This is a genomic window from Alkalispirochaeta americana (genome assembly GCF_900156105.1).
Classification (GTDB): Bacteria; Spirochaetota; Spirochaetia; order DSM-27196; family Alkalispirochaetaceae; genus Alkalispirochaeta; species Alkalispirochaeta americana.
In genome coordinates this window covers 1-18,880 of the sequence record NZ_FTMS01000001.1, presented here as the reverse complement: position 1 = coordinate 18,880, position 18,880 = coordinate 1, and the positions used below count along the sequence as shown (strand labels likewise).

At 61.2% G+C, this 18,880-nt stretch carries 8 protein-coding genes; 5 read left to right on the top strand and 3 right to left on the bottom strand.

Annotation, left to right across the window (positions count from 1 at the left end):
• Nucleotides 1-130: 130 nt before the first annotated feature.
• Genes BW950_RS00040 through BW950_RS00030 form a run of 3 tightly spaced genes read left to right on the top strand, consistent with a single transcriptional unit; the run spans nt 131 to nt 6,752 of the window.
• On the top strand, nt 131-2,548 hold the full coding sequence (locus BW950_RS00040; protein ID WP_083943592.1) for a TolC family protein: 2,418 nt from the start codon (nt 131-133) through the stop codon (nt 2,546-2,548).
• Nucleotides 2,545-3,681: an efflux RND transporter periplasmic adaptor subunit gene (locus tag BW950_RS00035; RefSeq protein WP_076487255.1), complete on the top strand. Its 1,137-nt coding sequence runs from the start codon at nt 2,545-2,547 to the stop codon at nt 3,679-3,681. Before BW950_RS00040 ends, BW950_RS00035 begins: the two co-directional genes overlap by 4 nt.
• Nucleotides 3,678-6,752, top strand: a complete 3,075-nt coding sequence (locus tag BW950_RS00030; protein ID WP_076487254.1) for an efflux RND transporter permease subunit — start codon at nt 3,678-3,680, stop codon at nt 6,750-6,752. The genes BW950_RS00035 and BW950_RS00030 overlap by 4 nt, the downstream gene beginning before the upstream one ends.
• A gap of 55 nt (nt 6,753-6,807) precedes the next feature.
• On the opposite strand, the gene BW950_RS00025 is transcribed toward BW950_RS00030, so the two are convergent.
• Both BW950_RS00025 and BW950_RS00020 read right to left on the bottom strand, forming a co-directional pair.
• Complete coding sequence (locus tag BW950_RS00025; protein WP_076487253.1) at nt 6,808-7,968, bottom strand: ROK family transcriptional regulator; 1,161 nt, start codon at nt 7,966-7,968, stop codon at nt 6,808-6,810.
• Between the two features lie 137 nt (nt 7,969-8,105).
• On the bottom strand, nt 8,106-8,375 hold the full coding sequence (locus BW950_RS00020) for an amphi-Trp domain-containing protein (protein ID WP_076487252.1): 270 nt from the start codon (nt 8,373-8,375) through the stop codon (nt 8,106-8,108).
• Nucleotides 8,376-8,888: 513 nt separating this feature from the next.
• On the opposite strand from BW950_RS00020, the gene BW950_RS00015 reads away from it, so the two are divergent.
• Nucleotides 8,889-10,187 carry a DEAD/DEAH box helicase gene (locus tag BW950_RS00015; protein WP_076487251.1) on the top strand — a complete coding sequence of 433 codons (1,299 nt, stop codon included), beginning with the start codon at nt 8,889-8,891 and terminating at the stop codon, nt 10,185-10,187.
• Nucleotides 10,188-10,243: 56 nt separating this feature from the next.
• The gene (locus BW950_RS00010) at nt 10,244-11,557 is read left to right on the top strand and encodes a hypothetical protein (protein ID WP_143559073.1); all 1,314 of its coding nucleotides are present in this window, start codon (nt 10,244-10,246) and stop codon (nt 11,555-11,557) included.
• Nucleotides 11,558-11,609: 52 nt separating this feature from the next.
• Here the strand turns inward: BW950_RS00010 and BW950_RS00005 are convergent, their stop codons facing one another.
• Nucleotides 11,610-18,839, bottom strand: a complete 7,230-nt coding sequence (locus BW950_RS00005; RefSeq protein WP_234968984.1) for a FlgD immunoglobulin-like domain containing protein — start codon at nt 18,837-18,839, stop codon at nt 11,610-11,612.
• Between the last annotated feature and the right edge of the window lie 41 nt (nt 18,840-18,880).

Below are 18,880 nucleotides of genomic sequence, written 5' to 3'. Positions count from 1 at the left end.
TTGAAGAAATCCGTAGTTTTACGTATATTGAATTCCGGGGAAAATACGTAAAACCGCCGATAGAAACGCTCCCCTCCCGGGGGGTATCTTCAGGTCTCACGCGTTTGCGTCATAACGAAGGAGTAGCAGGATGAAATGGAACCTATTACGTGCGCCCCGCCTGTGGGGTGTGGCCCTGATCCTGGCCGCGGGCTTGTTCGCCGCCGGGGAGAGCCTCTCGGCACAAGCGGCCGAGGCCATGCCGGAGACAATCCGGGCCGGCGTGGTCTTCGACGGCCCCTGGGAAGAAAACCCGGATCTGGAAAAACGATTTATTGAATCCTTCTCTGCGGCGGTGCGCCGGCCCGTGGAGGTTTCTCCCGATCACCGCCATACCGGAGACTGGACCGTTGAGGAAGCAACCCGGACGATCTCCGATCTGAGGGGAGCCTCGGAGGATCTGGACATCATTTTCGTTCTGGGGGTCCTGGCCGGAGAGGCGGCGATCAATCTGGAAGAGGATAATCCCGCCAGGCAGGTGCCGGTGGTTGCTCCCTTTGTATTGCCCCAGGCGGTACGTGGCACCACCAGGGCCGACTACAGAGCTCTCTCGCCGGGAATCATCGCCGTGGAACTTCCCCTGCGTGTTCAGGAGGATGTGGCCCGCATCGCCCGGCTCTTTCCGGTGGACCATGTCTCCATTCTGGTGCCTGCCCCGTACATGGTGCTTCTGGACAATCTTTCCGAAACCCTCCAGGGCCTGGACCATCCCTCGGCAGAGATTGTCCCGATCGAGACACACATTGACCCTGACCAGGTCCTCCTGGCTCCCGGGAGCGCCGCCTACGTGCTGCCCTTTCCCCATGCTCCGGCAGACCAGGCCCGGTCGCTTATGGGAAGCCTCCACACCCGGGGAATACCCACCTTTGCAGCCCTGGGCAGAAGCCCCCACGAGGTGGCTACCGTGGGAGTTCTGCGCGAGTACGTCCAGGATATCGCTGCCACCAGGGCCGCCACGGAATACCGGGAGGTGATCAACCGGGGAGCCAGCCTGGGCAGGGTCCAGAGCCTGCGTGCCCGGGGCATGCTTCTTCTGGATCGGGACGCCCTGCGCCGGGCCGGGGTTTCTCCCCGGCGGGAAGCTCTGCTCCAGGCCCGCTTTGTCCAGCGGGAAGATCGTTTTGAGGGGATCAATCTCCAGGAGGCGGTGGAGACGGCCCTGGACCACAACCTGGACCTGGCGGCCCGGAAAGCGGGGCTCGCCACAGGCGATGCCAACGTCGCTGGTGCCCGGTCCAACCTGCTGCCCCAGGTGAACGCCTCTACTACCTTTCGCATTCTCGACGAGGATCGGGCAGAGAGCCTTTTCTTTCCCGACCAGTTCTCTGCTGTGGGAGCTCTCTCATTTCAGCAGGTTCTCTGGAGCGAGCCTGCCTGGGCAAACCTGCAGATCCAGGAGCTGATCTCTTCGAGCCAGGATTTTCAGTACGAGCGGTTTCGTCAGGATACGGCCGAGGCGGTCTCCCTGGCGTATTTTGACCTCCTGCGTGCCCAGGCTCTGGTGGAGCTTCACCAGAACGATGTGGATCAGCTCCAGTTTCACCTGGACCGGGCCCAGACCCGCCGCCAGGTGGGCGCGGCAGGTCCCGATGACGTCTACCGCTTCCGCAGTGAGCTGGCTCTGGCCCGGCGCAAGCTTACCGACGCCCTCTCTCTGGAGCAACAGGCCCAGATGCAGGTAAACCGCCTGCTGAACCGGCCGCAGCGAACAGACCTGCACCCCCGGGAACGGGGCCTGGAGGATCCTCTCCAGGTGCTTCCCGCAGGAGCACTTTTCTTTGAGGTCACTGACCTGGGAGCGCTCCAGCGCCTGGAGGAGGATCTCGTTCGCTTCTCCTTTGATTCTTCCAGCGAGGTTCAGGCTCTGAACCAGGCTATCGCGGCCAGGACACGGGAGCGACAGATGCGAAGCCGTTCTTTCTGGTCCCCCACGGTGGCCATGGTGGGCCAGGTGGAGCACGAGTACTGGTCGGGCGGGAAGGATCCCGGCACGCCATCAGACCCCTTGGCAGCCGGATTGCTAAACAACCTTGATATGCCCGGCGACACCTCCTGGTCCATAGGAATCCAGGCCTCGCTGCCCCTCTACTCGGGAGGCCAGAGGCGGGCCAGCCTGGCCAGAACAGACGCCGAGCTGGAGGAACTGGTGAAGGAGACCGAATCGGTGAGCCGCCAGATCGAACAGCGCCTCCGCTCGGCCTTTGTACGGACCATCGCCGTGGCAGAATCGATGCTCCACGCCCGGGAGGCCAACGAGGCTGCCTCCGAGGCCCTCACCCTGGCAACCCGCGCCTACGACGCCGGCGTTGCCTCGGCGGCCGAGCTGGTGGACACCCAGAACCGGGCCAGCGCAGCAGGACAGCTGGTGCAGGACGCAACCTACGAATATCTGCGGGAGTTCACCCGCCTGCTCAGGGCGTTGGGTGCAACCGACGCGATACACCTTCCGGCACGAGAAGCCGAGATCAGATCCCTGCTTGAAACCATTTCACAAGGAGAATCCCGATGAAGAAGTTTTCCCTCCTCACTGTATTCGCTGTTCCCCTGGCCCTGGCGCTCACACTGGCCGGGTGCAGCGGAAACGGCAACGATATTACCGAAACTCCCCGACCCGTGCGGTGGCAGTATGTAGTGGATGCCCATGAGACCCAGGCCCGCAGTTTTGTCGGGCGCACCCGCTCGGGCAGCGAGGCCCGGGTGAGTCCCAAGGTGGCCGGAATGATCCAGGAAATCCTGGTAGACGTGGGAGACGATGTCCAGGTGGGTGATCTGATTGCCCGGATCGATCCTGAACCGCTCCAGCTCCAGCGCGATGCCGCGGCAACGCAACTCACAGGTGCCCAGGCCCAGGCCTCGGCAGCCCGAGCCACCTACAACCGGGTACGCAACCTCTACCAGCAGGAACTGGCCAGCCGCCAGGACTACGACTCGGCCCGGGCCACGGCAGAATCGGCCGAAGCAGCGGTGAACGGCGCCCAGAGGCAGCTTGAACTGGCTGATCTCCAGCTGAGCTACGCCCGGGTAACCTCACCCTTCAGCGGCCGTGTTTCGGCCCGGGTGGCAAACGCCGGCGAGAACATCGCCGTGGGACACCCCATTGTGATGATCGTCTCCCAGGACCGCTGGGAGGTGACCCTTTCCGTTCCCGACTCGGTGGTGGCCTCCCTTTCCACGGGCAATCCCGCCGAAGTGATCGTCTCGGCCTACCCCGGAGAGGTCCTCACCGGAGCGGTTTCAGGCGTGGGCGGGGGTGCTGCTGCCGGAGCGGGAACCTTCCCCGTGACGGTTCGGCTTCACCAGGCCCCGGAATGGATGCGGGCAGGCATGGTCTCGCGGGTTCAGTTTCCCCAGGCCATCCAGTGGGAGGGCGCTGCCGTGCGCGTACCCAGCTCTGCCGTTGCCCAGGACCGGGACGGACACTTTCTCTACGTGATCGAGCCCACCGACGAGCAGGACGAAAACGGAGTGGACCTGGCCCGCCTGAAACGCAGCCCCATCGCTATCGGCCGACTGCTCCAGGACCAGGTTGAAATACTGGAGGGAGTCGAATCGGGTCAGCGCGTGGTAACTCTGGGGCTGAATCATCTCTCGGAGGATATGCTGGTGCGCATCCTGCCCGAGATGGAGGGAGGAACCCGGTGAATATTACCAAAATCTCCTTTGAGAAAAACCGCTTTACCGTGGCGATTCTCCTGTGCCTTTCCGTAGCGGGAGTAATCTCCTATATTCAGGCACCCAAGGCGGAGGACCCCGGGTTTACCGTGCGAACCGCCGTGGTGGTCACCTATTATCCCGGGGCAAGCCCCCAGCGGATCGAACAACTCATATCAAAGCCTCTGGAAGAATCGATTCAGGAAATCCCCGAGGTGGAACGGGTCCGGTCGCAATCACGGACAGGCGTCTCTATCATCTACGTGGACGTCTCGGAACGGTATACCGATATGCCTCCGATCTGGGATGAGGTTCGGATCTCCGTGGACAACACCCGGCGATCCCTGCCTGAGCAGATCATCGGCCCCATTGTGAACGACCGCTTCGGCGATGTCTTCGGAACGATCGTCACCGTCAGCGGCGAGGGCGTGAGCTACGAGGAACTGGAGGAGATCGCCAAGGAGCTTCGGGAGCGGGTGATCGCCACCGACGAGGTGGCCTCGGTGAGCCTCCACGGCGTTCAGGACCGCCGTGTCTACGTGGATTACTCCGACGAGCGCCTGGCAGAGCTCGGCATCACTCCCTATCAATTGAGAGAACTGATTCGCGCCCAGAACATCGTCCTTCCCGGTGGAGAGGTCTTCACGGAATGGGAGCGGATCATCCTGGGCCCCACGGGTAACTTCGAGTCCCTGGAAGAGTTGCAAAATCTTCTTATTCCCCTGCCTGCCCGGGGAGAGGTGCTCTTTCTTCAGGATATTGCCCGCGTCCATATGGGATACCAGGAACCGGCCCAGACCCACGTGCACACCACGGGAAAACCGGCCGTTGCCGTGGGCGTCAGCCTCCGCGACGGGGGGAACATCAATATTCTGGGCGATGACGTAAAAGAGGTGGTGGCCCGGTACCAGCAGGAATTGCCCATCGGGATTAACCTCGATTTTGTGGCGATCCAGGCCGATCACGTCCGGGACCGGGTGAACAACTTCGGAATCAACCTCATTCAGGCCATGGTGACGATCATGGCGGTCATGCTGATCAGCATCGGCTTCCGCATGGGCATGGTGGTGACCTCCCTGGTACCGGTGACCATGCTCACCACGTTCTTTGTCTTTCTCCTCTTCGGGATCGGGATCGACCAGGTCTCGCTGGCCTCGCTGATCATCGCCCTGGGGATGCTGGTGGACAACTCCATCGTTATCGCTGAATCCACCATGGTCCTCTCTGCGGGAGGGCTCTCGCCCCGGGAGGCAGCGATCCGCTCGGCCAAGGAGCTGGGCTCGCCCCTTCTGATCAGCTCCCTCATCGTCTGTGCGGCTTTTCTGCCGGCCCTTCTGGCAGAACACTCCCTGAGTGAGTACGCAAGCCCCGTCTTCTGGGGAGTCACGATTACGCTTCTTCTCTCCTGGGTTTTTGCGCTCACCATGACCCCCATGATGGCGGCGCGATACCTGAAGGCCCAGCCCGAGGGGGGCGCCGACGAGTTCGACACCCCCTTCCAGCGGTGGTACGCGGGGGTTCTCCACTTCTTCCTGCACCACCGGGTGATGATCATCGTGATTCTCACGGTGAGCCTTGTGGGGGCTTTCTATGCGTTCCAGCTGGTGGAGCGTCAGTTCTTTCCCAACAACGACCGGGCGGTGATCACCGTGGAGATGGAATACGCCGCAGGAACGCGGCTTGAACGAACCCGCGATCTGGTGGAAGAGATAGAAGCCTTCTACGGCGGGCCCCTGGAGGATTCGGTTAAAACCTGGCACAGCTACATCGGAGGCGATGCGCCGCGCTTTTATCTGCCCTTTACCCCGGAACCACCCCGATCGGAATACGCTGTAATGGTGGTGAACCTGACTCACCAGCGGCATATCCCCGAGGTGATAAACCAGACCAACGCCTATCTCGAGAAACATCATCCCGAGGTGCGGGTGCGGGCCCGACCCCTGGTGCAGGGACCTCCCGTGGATGCGGCCGTGGAGGTTCGTATCTCCGGATCTGATCAGGACCGTATCTTCGAATACGCCGATCTGGTGCGCGATCGCATGCGCTCTATCGAGGGAATCTACGGGGTACGCGACGATTGGGGCCCCTGGACAAAACAACTCGCTGTGGATATCGACGAGGCCCGGGCCAAGGCGGCGGGGATAACAAGTCAGGAAGTGGCGATCTCGCTCCAGACAGCGCTCACGGGTCTGCAGGTCTCGGAGTATCGCGGTGCCGACGAGGTAATACCCATCACGCTGCGGTCAGATCTGGCACCCGAAGGACACGTGTCAAAGCTGGAGACTGTCTCGGTCTATTCAAGCACCACGGGACGGTCCGTGCCGCTTCAGCAGATCGCCAACCTCAACCTGGAGTGGACTCCCTCGCGAATCATGCGCCGGGATCTGGCCAGAACGGTGACGATCCAAGCCGATGCCTACGAAGGGTTTAACGCGATTGCCATTGCGAACGATCTGGATGAGTGGCTGGCCCAGGAGAGCACACGCTGGGCAGGGGGATACCACTACGAGATCGCCGGTGAGGCCGACGCCACCACCGAGGCGAACAAGGCTATCTTCGACAAGCTCACCATATCGGCGCTGATCATGCTGTTGCTGCTGATTCTCCAGTTCAACTCCTTGCGGAAGACCTTCATCATCCTTCTGACGATTCCCTTCGGTCTGATCGGGGTTGTCTTCGGGTTGATCGTGACCAGGTCGATCTTCGGGGTCATGACGCTCCTGGGGGTTATCTCTCTGGCGGGAATCGTGATCAAGAACGCCGTGGTTCTGCTGGACAGGATCAAGATCGAGATCGACGAGAACGGGCTGGAGCCTTACCAGGCGATTGTCACGGCCTCGCAACGGCGAATCCGGCCGATCCTGCTCACCACGCTGACCACGATTTTCGGGCTTCTGCCGCTGTGGTTCGGGGGCAGTCCGCTCTGGGAGAGTATGACCATCGCTATCATCTTCGGATTGATTTTCTCGACGATTCTCACCCTGGGATTCGTGCCGGCCATGTATTCGCTGCTCTTTAAGGTGGACGTTCCGCCTTTGCCGGGCAAGAAGCAAAAGGCCTGATCTCTTTGCTGTTCCGGGCGGCCCCTGACGGGGCTGCCCGGAGTCTCGGGAGGCGCTATTCTCCGGGGATCACCCGAAAAAACTGCTGAAAGACGATGTCCGTTGCACCGTAGCAGGCCTGCACCGGATCGTAGACCAGGGAGATCACCTTCTTGTGCGGCACGGCACGCTCGGCGGCCCGGGCGAGGAAATCCGAGAGAAGGCGAAACCGGGACATGACCAGCAACGCCTCGGGATTCAGCAGGTGCACCATATTCCGCAGGGCAGCCCCAAACAGGAGCTGTTCCTCCTGCAAGACATCCTCTACCTCTTCCAGAGAGAGTCCTTGCCCCGCCTCGGTCCAGCTGGAGAGCGGGAAGCGCTCCTGCAGACGCTGCAAAAGGGGGATCTCGGCAACCCGGGCTTCCAGAGGACGCCTGTCTTTGGCCAGATCATCCCAGGAGCCCACCTCCAGGGTGGTGCGCCCCACCTCCAGAGCCGTGGAAGCCCCGCTGAGAAAAATCTGCCCCTGATTGATCAAGGCTCCACCGATGCCGGAACGAACCAGCAGGGCCAGCAGACTGCCGGAATTGCGGGCAGCACCGTAACGGAAGGCGCTTGAGGCTATAACGGCGGCGTTGTTGTGAACAAAGACGGGCACACCGAAAATTGCGCCGAAGTGCTCCCGTAGAGGGAATCTTTCCAGATCGGTTATCCTGGGGTACTCCTGGACAAAGCCCTCCTCGGTGTTGACCACTCCCGGGGCAGCCAGAGCGATCCCGAGGATGGCTTCCGTGGCGATTCCGGTTTTATCCAGAGCCCGGCGAATCATCTTTTCGATCACCGTGAGAATCTGCCCCCGATCCGGCCCTGCCGCGAACTCCTGGTTTTCCCGGAAGATCACGTTGTTGCGAAAATCCACGAGGATCACCGCCACGCCGAGGCTGGAGAAATCGACCCCCAGGGCATAGGCGCTGCTGGAGACAACGCGGTAGAAACTGGGGCGCCGCCCTTTGCGTTCGGGGGGGATCATGTCCTCGGGGACATCTTCGTTTCGGCAGGGTTCAATAAAGCCGGCTTTCTCCAGTTTTGAGAAGATGCGGTACACCGTGGGGGCCTTGAGCCCCGTCTGGTGCACAATGTGGGACTGGGAGATCGAGGCGTGGTCAAAGAGCATCTTCAGAACAAGCTTCTCGTTACTCTGCCTGATATCATAACTTCGTAGGGGATGGTCCATAACGTCCGTTACTTCCTGAGAATAAAAATATACGCAAGGTACCACAGAGCAGGTCTTTGCGTACAGACACTCGCGAAAAGGCTCTCCCGAAAGCGCTCCCCTCGAGTATTATTCACCGCCTCGGCACAATCAAGGGGCTAGCGGATTTCTACCCCTTGATGTGAAGTATCTCCCTCGTACCAGGTGAGTTCAAGCTCCAGTTTGTGCCTGAGGCCCCGGGAGTCTTTCCGCTTTTGATCGATCTCCACCTCGAGTTTCACCGTCTCGGGAATGTCCAGGGACGCTTCCTGAGTGCCGCTGCCGAGAACAATCCGTCCGGCCTCGATCCGCTCGGCGATTTGTCTCAGAAAATCGGCCGCCTCTTTTCTGCTTTGGGTCTCTTTTCCCTTAAAGACGTTCATTTTCATGATAATCAGATACCTCCCGGATGGTCTCCATTACTATACCCGGAGTATAACCCGGAGATACTCCACGGGTACAGCCGACACCAGGACTCCCCGAAGGGCCACTGGTGGGTCTGATGCCAGAGCCACTGGTGGGTCTGACGCCGGGGCCACGGTTGCTCTGATGCCGGGGTCACGGTTGCTCTGATGTGCTCTGATGCCGGGACCACTGGCGGGTCCGATGCCGGGGTCTTGACGAGAAGAATCGATTCCGGTATTGTTGGTTCCAGTTTAACGAAGAGATCCCTCCGCGCCCGATGGTGAGATTGTGTCGACTCCCTGTACGATACAACCCCGTCGCTTTGAAGCGGCGCGATCAGTTGTCCTGTTTACCGGCTTCCCGTCACATCACAGGCGAAGCGTAGCGCAGTCCACATCTTCTCACATTATTACTCGGCCCGGCTCCATCGTTGCGCCCCGGTACATGCAATACCGAGGGCCTCAGCGCAAGGAGACCGTGAGCGAAAGGACACACTTTTGAACCAGAAATCATTTCTCGAACTCGGTCTGCAGAGCGGACTGGAGAAAACACTCCAGGCGAACCAATTTCTCACCCCTACCCCCATCCAGGCCCAGGCCATTCCTCCCGTACTTGAGGGACGCGACATTCTTGCCTCGGCCCAGACCGGTAGCGGAAAGACAGCAGCCTTCGCGTTGCCCCTGCTGAGTCAGCTTGCTGAAGAACAGACCAGACCCCGCCGGGGAGCTCCCCGGGCTCTCATCCTGGTGCCCACCCGGGAACTGGCGGGACAAATTGCCACGGTGCTTACCACCTTTGGCCGCCCCCTGCGCATGAGCACAGCCGTGATCTACGGAGGCGTAAGCAAATCTGCTCAAATCAGCGCCCTCCGGCGGGGTGTGGATATCGCGGTGGCAACCCCGGGACGCCTTCTGGATCTTATGGGTGGCGGATTCATCACCCTGAAAGACATTCAGATGATCGTCCTGGACGAAGCAGACCGCATGCTCGATATGGGATTTATCCCCGATGTGAAACGGATTATCCAGGAGCTTCCCGAAAAGCGGCAGGCCCTCTTTTTCTCTGCCACCGTTCCCGGCCCGGTTGCCCAGCTGGCAGACCAGCTTCTGCACGATCCGATACGGATCAGCGTTGAATCGGACCGCTCCAGCGATCCCGACATCGACCAGAAGGTGCTCTTTGTCTCCCGCGAGGAGAAAAAGGACGCCCTGAAGATGATCCTCACCGAGGGGGGCTGCTTCCGCGCCCTGGTCTTTACCCGGACAAAGCACCGGGCCCGGGACCTGGCGAAGCACCTCTCCAAGAGCGGGATCCCCTCGGATGATATCCACGGCGACAAGAGCCAGAACGCCCGGTCCAGGGCACTGGCAAACTTTGATCGGGGGCGGGTCCAGGTGCTGGTAGCCACCGACGTGGCATCCCGGGGTATCGACGTGAAGGATATCGACCACGTGATCAACTACGAGCTGCCCAACGAGTCCGAGAGCTACGTTCACCGTATCGGCCGCACCGCCCGGGCGGGAAAATCGGGGATCGCTCTCTCGCTCTGCGACGAGACGGAGCTGAACTGTCTTTCCCTGATTCAACGGGCGCTGAAAAAGGCGATTCCCGTTTTTGCCGATCATCCCTTTCACTCCACCTCCATTGCCACGGCAGCGACCCGCCGGGATCGCCCGTCTCGCGGGCCCGGACAAGGCGGCGGAAACAGGGGCGGCAGAAACTTCCGCAAGCCCCAGGGTTCCCGGTCCCGCCCGGGACGTCCCCAGGCTGCCCGGCCGCTGCGACAGGCCAGTTAAGACAGTCTAGTTAAGACCGTTAGATTTTTTCTTTCTTTGCCGATATATTATCTAGTGTGATGTATCGGCGATGTTCCTGTGCCTCCCTGGCCGCGCTCGGTGCGGCGGGGGCGCTGTTGTTCCTGCTCTCTTCGTGCCCCTGGGACACCACGGGTACGGACTGGAGCGACTACACCGGCGTTAATCTGCTGGGAGGTCAGACCTTTGGCGGTGAGAACCTCGTCACAGGCCAGCCCTGGTTTCCCATGCCCGGCCTCACCGAGGCTACAGGGGGCACGGTGGATTTCCTCCGCTGGGAGAGGCTCCCCGATCCGGGTGATCCGGGTGGGGTCGATCCGCCACCGGACTTCCCCGGCGAGGCGGTGTACCGCCTGGAGATTCCCAACCTTTTTCGGAACGGTGATTTTGAAGACGACAGTTTGCCCGGCTTGCCCGGCGGCAACTGGTGGAGCGCGACGACTGCTCCGGAAGCGAACCCCTCCCTGGAGGAGGGGCCGAACCGGATTGATCTGGACCCCATCGGGGGCGAGCGGTCGCTGGGGCTGGACTTCGCCGGAGCCGCCGCCCGCTACGCCGCAAATCTGGAAGAAGCCCTGACAGACGGATTTCCTCAAGACGTTCCCCAAGGGGAGGCTGTATCCTACGCCTTTCACCTGGATTACCGCCTGAAGAACGATCAGTTCCGGCTGGAGCTGAATAACAACGTTGACACCGATGATCACCTTCAAAAGTGGCTTCTCCAGCCCCAAACCCCCGGCGATAATCTGATCTACTCCTTTCCGGGAACCTCCCTCACCGAGGACGACGGAAAGCTCCCGGCCCGACCGGAGAACCCCAATACCCTGAACCGCATCGAGGGGACTCCCTTGTTCTTCTCCTTCAACTCGGTGACAACCTCGCTGGATCAGGACCAGATCCAGGGAGTCTTTGACAACATCCGCTTTGTCCGGGAGCAGCCCCACTATCTGGTCCTGGCCGTGCCCTACGTCCAGGAGGGGCGCCCCGATCTCACGGGAGGGGGGACCTACCGGTTTCGTCTGCACGTGAGAAATGACCCCACCGTGAACGATCCCGAGGAGGGAAGAAACCGGTTCCCCGCCCGATTCATCTCGGCGGGAATCGTCCAGGCCGGATCGGCCGAGATTCTCCCTGCAGGAACGGCCACGAGGAAGGTTCTGCCCGTGAACGATGCCGCCGGGTGGCAACGGCTCGAATGGACCTTTTCGGGAGTGAAGGTGCCCTTCCCGGCACCGCCCGGGGAGACTGCCTTTTTTCTGGTGGTGGAGCCCGGTGACTCCGGCGATCCACGCTACCTGGACGCGGGATCGGTGCTGGTGGCGGCTCCTGAACTTTTCTGGTCGCCCAAATAACCGGACGCCCAACTTCGGCACCGACGGCGGGCGACGTGCACGCGCCGCGCCATCACTTCGCGATCAGGACCTTCCGGTACTCGTCGACCCCGGGAGCAACCACACGGATAAAGTATATTCCCCGGGCCACGATCTGGTTGCTGTTGTTTCGTCCGTCCCAGGCAAGACGGAAGGTTCCCCGGCCCTGACGGCCGCGCTGGAGCGTCCGGATGAGGCTTCCGTCCAGGGAGAAGACCTGGACCGTTACCATCCCCGGTCGTGAGAGCTCGTAGACCAGGACGGTGCTTTCCCCCGCTTCGGGATAGATCACGTTATTCAGAATTGTCACGTTGGCGCGCTGGGCGATAAAACCCGTGCCCAGGGCGATCCGCCAGGGCGCAAGCGAGAGCAGATCCTCGGGGTTCAGAAGGCGCGCCGCACCGACTCCCCCTGCCCGGAAGAGAAACTCCAGCTCCTGGCCCGACGAGACCGGTCCCGATGAACCGGGAATGCGGAAGGTCCGCAAGCCACCGTCCACGTCGTAGGGGACGATCTCCATCGCTCCCGAGTGGGGCGGGACACCCCCCTCAACACCGGGATCGATCAGGCCGGGCAGGAGCTCGGGCATCCAGAACCGGCCCGTCGCCCCTTCAGGGCCCCACTTGCGGGACGAGGGAACATCGGCGTCGACAATCAGCCGCAGGGGGATTCCCTCGTAGGGGGGCTCGGTATGGAGCCTGGCCTGGAGGGTGATATCCGTGCGGGAGAGTTCCTGGTGGCCATCGAACTCCCGAAGGGTGCGAAAGCCTCCCTGGCCCGCGTCGTTTATCCCCAGAGAATCGGTTGCCCACAGGGGCTCCACCACGCCCAGGAGCAGATCACTCAGGCGCCTCGTATCCTCCTGGGGCATGGCGTTCCCCGAGCGGTCCCGGATCGGGTGCTCTGGAGTCCCACTGGGGGCGATCCTGCCGGCAAAAAAGTCATTTGCTCCAAGGGCGGGCTCTGCCAGACGGAGGAGCACCTCCCAGACCGAATTGCCATCACCGGACCTGACCACCTCGAGCCCTGCAGGTGTTTCCCAGTCCCCTCCTTCGCGGCGAACCCGGAAGGCCTGGCGGGTTATCTGGTCATTGTCCGGGCCGATGACGGGCTCGTTGAACTTGACGTAGAGGTCCCGCCCGCCCGCGCGGCCCAAAACAAGCTGCATCCGGGGGGGGACACGCTGGATCACGCGCATGGGGGGCACTCCATCAAAGCCGAAGCTCGGCAGGAGGTTCCCGGCGAGATCGGTGGTGAAGGCCTCGGTGTGGTTGTAGCGAACCTCCAGGTCGGTCAGGAGACCCCAGTTTCTGTTATCTCCGCCCCCCTCGGGGATGCGCAGGGCAAAGTAGGAGTCGTCCCGGATGTTGATTCCCTCGCCGAAGAGGGAGTTGTTCACGTCCCTCACCATCTCCAGAGGCACCACGGGAAAGGTTTCGGACCCGGCCTCGCCGATGGTGAAGGCCTCGCGGTTCCAGGTGCTCTCCCGGATTCCCTCGTGGGGACGGGTATTGGTGTGGGTCAGGGGGAAGCCCTGACTGTCGGTCTTGCCCTCGTCGCGAGGGTCCCAGCGCTCTGCTTCGGGAACCGCCTCGGGGTGGGTTCCTGCAAAGTCGATGCGGCTGTTGTCCAGGACGTGGAACTCCAGACGGTTGATGAGGTTTGTCACGGGGTCCGTGATCGCCACGATCTCGAAGACCAGATCGTCGCCACTGACGTTGAAGGTGCTGAACCGGGGCGGGTCTACGTCCCACTCCGGGAGGAACTCGTCGTTGTCGGGACCGGCGGTGAAACCCGGCGGATGAATGAGGTGATTTACCTGGTTTCCGAGCGCGTCCTCGATAAAAGCATTTTCCTGAACCTCAATCGTTGCTCCGTCGGCGCCCGGATCGGGTACGTCCGCGTGCCAGCCGGGAAAAAGCCCGCTGCCTATTGCTCCATTCAGGTAGCCCGAAAGGAAGATACGCAGCTGGTGCTCGGGCCGAGGCAGCGGATTATCCTCGTCATGTCGATACAATGCGTTGGCCTCCCCGTCCGATACAGTACCTGGCCGGCTGCCCCGTTCCATCTCCCTGGAGCCCCCCGCATCATAATCGAAGTAACCCACAACGCTCGCCCGGCCCTCACCGGCAGTCACGATGTCGCCGCCCCTCTGCCCGCTCTCTTCAAAGGTGGTATTGCTCTGCAGATTGTTCGCGGTGCGGTCATCGATGGTGAGTCCCGCAGAGTCACCGAAATTGACCGGCTCCGAATAGGACAGCTGAAAGTAGTTGTGGGCGTCGTAGGGATGGATGGCCGGATTGTTATGCACAGCCCGACCGTATTCCACGCGGTAGAGGACTGGACCGGCCCGGTCCCGGGTCTGGTCGTAACGATCGAAGGCGTTGTGACCGTAGTTGCGCGCGGGCGTGCGGCCCTCGGCACCGTGAAAGGCCCCTTTCAGGAAAAAGAGATCGGGGATGTTGTCGAGCGCGTCGTTGCCGACCCGGTCGGTGCTATCTGCGCCGCCCGCACCCGCGTTGACCGGATCATCCGGGGAAGCGGAACCGGAGGCGTCGGTCTTCCAGCGGAGGGCCTCGTGCACGGCTTCGCTCGATGCGTCGAGGCGCACGTAGATCACGTCCAGGTTGCCTGCACCGGTGGTGGTGTTACTCGCATTCAGCAGACTCTCGTCCAGGGGATCGCCCACCACGTGTCCTGCCGGCGCACGGTAGGCTTCGGCAAATATGCGCGTGCCACCGGTACCACCGGGGTCCGCAGGCGTACCGGCATCCGCGTAGGTCAGCGCGTCGTTACCTTCAATCGCGATGCGTATTTCGTCGTTCTGATTGGCAAGGGGCTCGCTGAACTCGATCCGGACCACCCTGTCGCTGATCGTATAAGCCGCGGTGATCTGCGGGCGCGAGAAAACCCAGTTTGCCGTGCCGCCGCTGTCCTGGACGCCGTTATTGTGCTCGTCCGCGTAAGGTGAAGGCAAACCGGGAGGACCGGCCGGCAGTCCCGCCGCGGCCGAAACCGTGCCTCCGGCTGCCTGGCTCCCACTGACTTCCATGTTGAACGCCACCGCATAGGGTGAGCCGAAACGTGGATTGGGAGCCGGCGAGATCATGTCGGCGCTGGAGTTATCCTGGATGGTCAGGGTCCAGGTCTCACCTGCTGGATCAGAAACCGTCATCCCGGCGCCGTTGACGTAAAAGTTACCCGTTACGGTGATCGTGGAACCGGTGAGGTCAGCGAAAGCTGCCCAGTTTCCGGCTGGATCTGTTCCGAACACACCGGTCGCGACGGTGTACCCCGCGTTGCCAGGTGTGTACGCCGGGTCTGAACCTCCGTACAACAGATCAAAACCGGGGTAGGCAAAGAAATTGTTGTTCGGCACGTCCGGGGCGCGGTCCGGGTCTTCACCGTCGTAGAACTCCCCAAAGATCGCGACGTCGCCGGCGCCTGGCCCGCCACCGAATCGATCGGTTGCCAACGTTACGTTATGAGTGCCAAGATCAACCGTTCCTCGGTAGAAGAAGAGGTTTCGTAATGAGATTTTCGCGCTTGATTCGTGTTGAAAGACGATTTGCGCGTCGGGGGAATCGATATAGAGATCCCGGAACAGGATGGTCCCATCGTCTTCGCCGGCACCGGACCGGATGAGCGTTTGATTGGACCCCGTGTTCTCTACAGCAAGGATAGTCCCTATGCCGGCATCCGGCACATCGTAGCGCTGCCTTCCACCGGTCCAATACGTAACATCGGAGCCTGCCAGGGTTATGCGTTCCCGAGCGTCTACGTTGACATCACCGGCCACACCAGGCTGACTCGAATCGCCGATCCCGCTCAGCGTGACGGACATCGCGTCGATTATCAGGGTGGCAAGTTCTGTCGCCGCGCCAATCGCTCCTTGAACGGAAATCTCACCCGCGCCGGCCAAAAGCGTCAGGGGCTGGCCTCCCTCGCTCGTGCCATCTACCGCGCCGGTGAGGTAAATATTTCCCTCCCCTGCACCATCTACCGTCGTCATCGTGATACCATCGGTCAACGTGATTGCAGTGGTAACCTCAATGTCGGTTCCATCAGTCTTTATGTCGGCCCCGATGCTGTTTACACCATCTCCGGTCTGGGCAACCCCGCCATCGGCGATGATTTCACCACGACGAGGATCGCCTCCGTTTGCCGCTTTCGTCTCAAAGGGTCCCGCATTTGCCACCGACATACCGCCGATCAACGACAACTCGTCATTGATAGTCAAACCATGCCCGGCGAAGCTGAACCCAGAGTTTGCTATGCGATAATCCTGGGCTCGCTCAAAGGTGGTCTGTCCCGTGTCTTCCGTCGCCGCAAGCTGCGTGAACGATCGTGCAAACACCTCGCCGTTGAAGGTCATCTCCTGCGCATCATCAATCTGGATATCACGTAGCCGGGAAACGCCGTCCTCACCCCCAAGACGACCGTTCTCTGCTCCTGCATTCTGCCCAAAGCTCACCGTAGCCGCGGGCGCGTTAATCCGCAGATCCCAGGGACCGCCAGTCTCTCCATCCTCGGTACTGCCGTTGCCTGCAATGGTTGCACTGTTGGCGAAGGTCACCGTTGCGCCGGTGTCGCTACTATCTCCATCGGTGTCGATTCGCACGTGTCCGGTCAGGGTGATCGGCGCATCAAAGCTCACCGTTCCTTCGATCGGAGGATCAGGATCAGCGTTTACACCAGTTCTGATGTCTCCCTGAATCTCCACTGTCGCGTCTTCGCCAGAATCGGTCTGTGTGAAGGAACCTCCCAGGTCAACGTCAAAGGTATCGGTGTCTTCATCACCATCGGTGTCAATAATCGTCAGTGTCCCCGAGAGCGTAATAGCAAGATCGGCGGTGCTACTGCCTGTGCCTACCCGGGTCGTCATGCCTGCACCAATGAGCACATTGTCGGCACTGCTGATGGTGATCGAACCCATGGCGGGTTCGTTAAAGCCGGCTACCCCATCACCAGTAAAACCGGAGCCGTCGCGCCCCACCGCCGCGCGGAAAAACACGTCGCCGGTTCCCGCCGTGAGGGTCAGGTCGTTGCCCTCGCCGGAAAGGCTGTCCAGGGTTGCGGTGAAATCGATATGACCACCGCCGGGTCCCGTGGATACGGTAATTCCCGATTCATCGACCCGGACCGGGCGTCCAAAGACGATATCCTGCCCGTCGGTTATAACAGTCTTCGTCAGGCGAATAAAGGCAAGATTATCGAACACCGTCAGCGTGACAGGCCCCACATCGCCGATTATGTCTCCGATCACGATTTCGCCGCCGACACCTTCAAGCCAGACACCCTCCGGGGCGTTCAGCACGTTGACGGCAGTGTGGCCGGTCTTGATCTGGAAGGGGCCGTCTACGGGGTCCGGGTCAGTGTCGGAAGACGGTTCGCCCCGGCCGATCGTCGATCCGGCCCGCAGATCGATAACACCGGTAGTCGTTATTTCCGATACGGGAGTTTCCCGCAATCCCCGGTTCGCATCCAGAGTTTGCTGAGCAAGAATGCTCCCGGTCGTTGCCGTTATATCAACGGCCCCGGTAGCGCTAATTAACTCACCGACCGTTATATTGACTTCCGCCTCATAGGTAATGGTACCGTCTGTCGTCTCCGTAACGGCGCCGTCTTCCATCTCTATACTGCCGACAACTACCGTTACGTGAATCTCACCGGTTCCCGTCGTCGCGATGTTTCCGTTCTCGGAGTCCTGTACGAGGTCGCCGGATAGAACTTGCAATCTGACTTCTCCGTTACCACCCTGCGACACCAAGGCGGATTGAGACACATCTTCAATGTCGCTCGTCCCGGCGTCCGGTTGTACCTCCGTCACCGTAACCGTTACCGCGTCGATCCGCAGTCCATCGTCCTCGGTGATAAAGATGTCCCCACTCGTCGATCGTGCCGTCACCCGGTCGGTCGCCGTGGTGAGGTGCCGATCGGATGCGCCGATCGATTCAGCTGCCGCGAGGCGCAGGTTCGTCCCCGTCACGTTCTTCGTGCTGTCAGTCGCGTTTATCACCGCGCCCGCCTGCGAGATGATCGAGATATCCGCCGCGCTCACGTTCCCCAGCGTAATATCATTCTGCGCTGCAACCCGTGCCGAAGAACCCGTCGCCGTCACCGCAGCGCTCCCGGCCATCGTCAAGGCTCCATCTTCCGCGTCCAGCGATACCGTTCCCGGCGTCCCGGTCGTGACATTCACGTCGGCGTTCAGCGCTATGTCATTATCAGCCTTCACCGTGATGTGGCCCGTGCCCGAGCGGATATCGGCATTCCCCGTCACCGTACCGGCAACCGCCTGGATCAGCACATTTCCACTGCCGTGGGCTACCACGCTGTTGCCGTCGTCACCTCCGATTGCCGCTGCAGATCCATCGTCAAGCGTGATCGACCCGTTCGTTGTCTGCAGCACTATCGACCCATTATCCCCCGTGGTGCGTACATCGCTCTGTGTGGCGTCGGTCAGATCACCGCTTGTCGCATCGGCACCCACCCGCTGCACCGTTACCGCCGTGTCGCCCACAATAAGATCGTCGGTTTCAAGCAGGAAGATTCCCCCTCCTGCTGCCCGCGCACTCACCGTGTTCACCGTCGTCTCAAGGGCGTTACCGGCACCAATACCAACTCCTGCCACCATCCGCAGCTGGTTCGCCACCACATCAACGTTCGTATCACCGGCATCAGTAATCGAGCCAGCAGTTGCCGTCAGCGATACCGAGCCAGCTGCTCCGTCGGTGGCGATACCAGCTACTGCGATGTCCTGCCCTGCCAGGACCCGGATATCACCTTCCTCTGTGGTGATCCGGCTGTTGTCAGCCATTGTCACGCTGCCGGCTGTCGCCTCAACGTCTATCGTGCCGGTGTCCCCAGTCGCAATGTCCACCGTCACTGCTGTGTCGATGTTGCGCGTAGCAAGCACGCTGATGTTCCCGCTGGTGCTCAGCACGTCCGCATTCACGGCGATGTCCTGATTCGTTCCCTGGGCCTGAAGCAGGACGTTCCCGCTGCCGTGGGTTACAACTGCGGTGTTGCCTGCTGGCGCTGTTCCCTCGTTCAGCGTGATCGACCCATCGGTTGTGCGTAGTACTATCGCTCCGTTGTCCGCCGTGGTGCGTACATCGCTCTGTGTGGCGTCGGTTGTCGGCGTCACGCCCGCGTTGGCACCCACCCGCTGCACCGTTACCCCAGCGTCGCCCACGATCAGATCGTCTGTTTCAAGCAGGAAGATGCCCCCGGAGGTCGAGCGCGCACTCACCGTGTTCACCGTCGTCTCAAGGGCGTCACCGGCACCAATGCCAACTCCTG

Bases quoted from the DNA above. Each gene is read 5' to 3' on its own strand.
- BW950_RS00040 (WP_083943592.1), top strand. From the start codon at position 131: ATGAAATGGAACCTATTACGTGCGCCCCGCCTGTGGGGTGTGGCCCTG.
- BW950_RS00035 (WP_076487255.1), top strand. From the start codon at position 2,545: ATGAAGAAGTTTTCCCTCCTCACTGTATTCGCTGTTCCCCTGGCCCTG.
- BW950_RS00025 (WP_076487253.1), bottom strand. From the start codon at position 7,968: ATGGACCATCCCCTACGAAGTTATGATATCAGGCAGAGTAACGAGAAG.
- BW950_RS00020 (WP_076487252.1), bottom strand. From the start codon at position 8,375: ATGAAAATGAACGTCTTTAAGGGAAAAGAGACCCAAAGCAGAAAAGAG.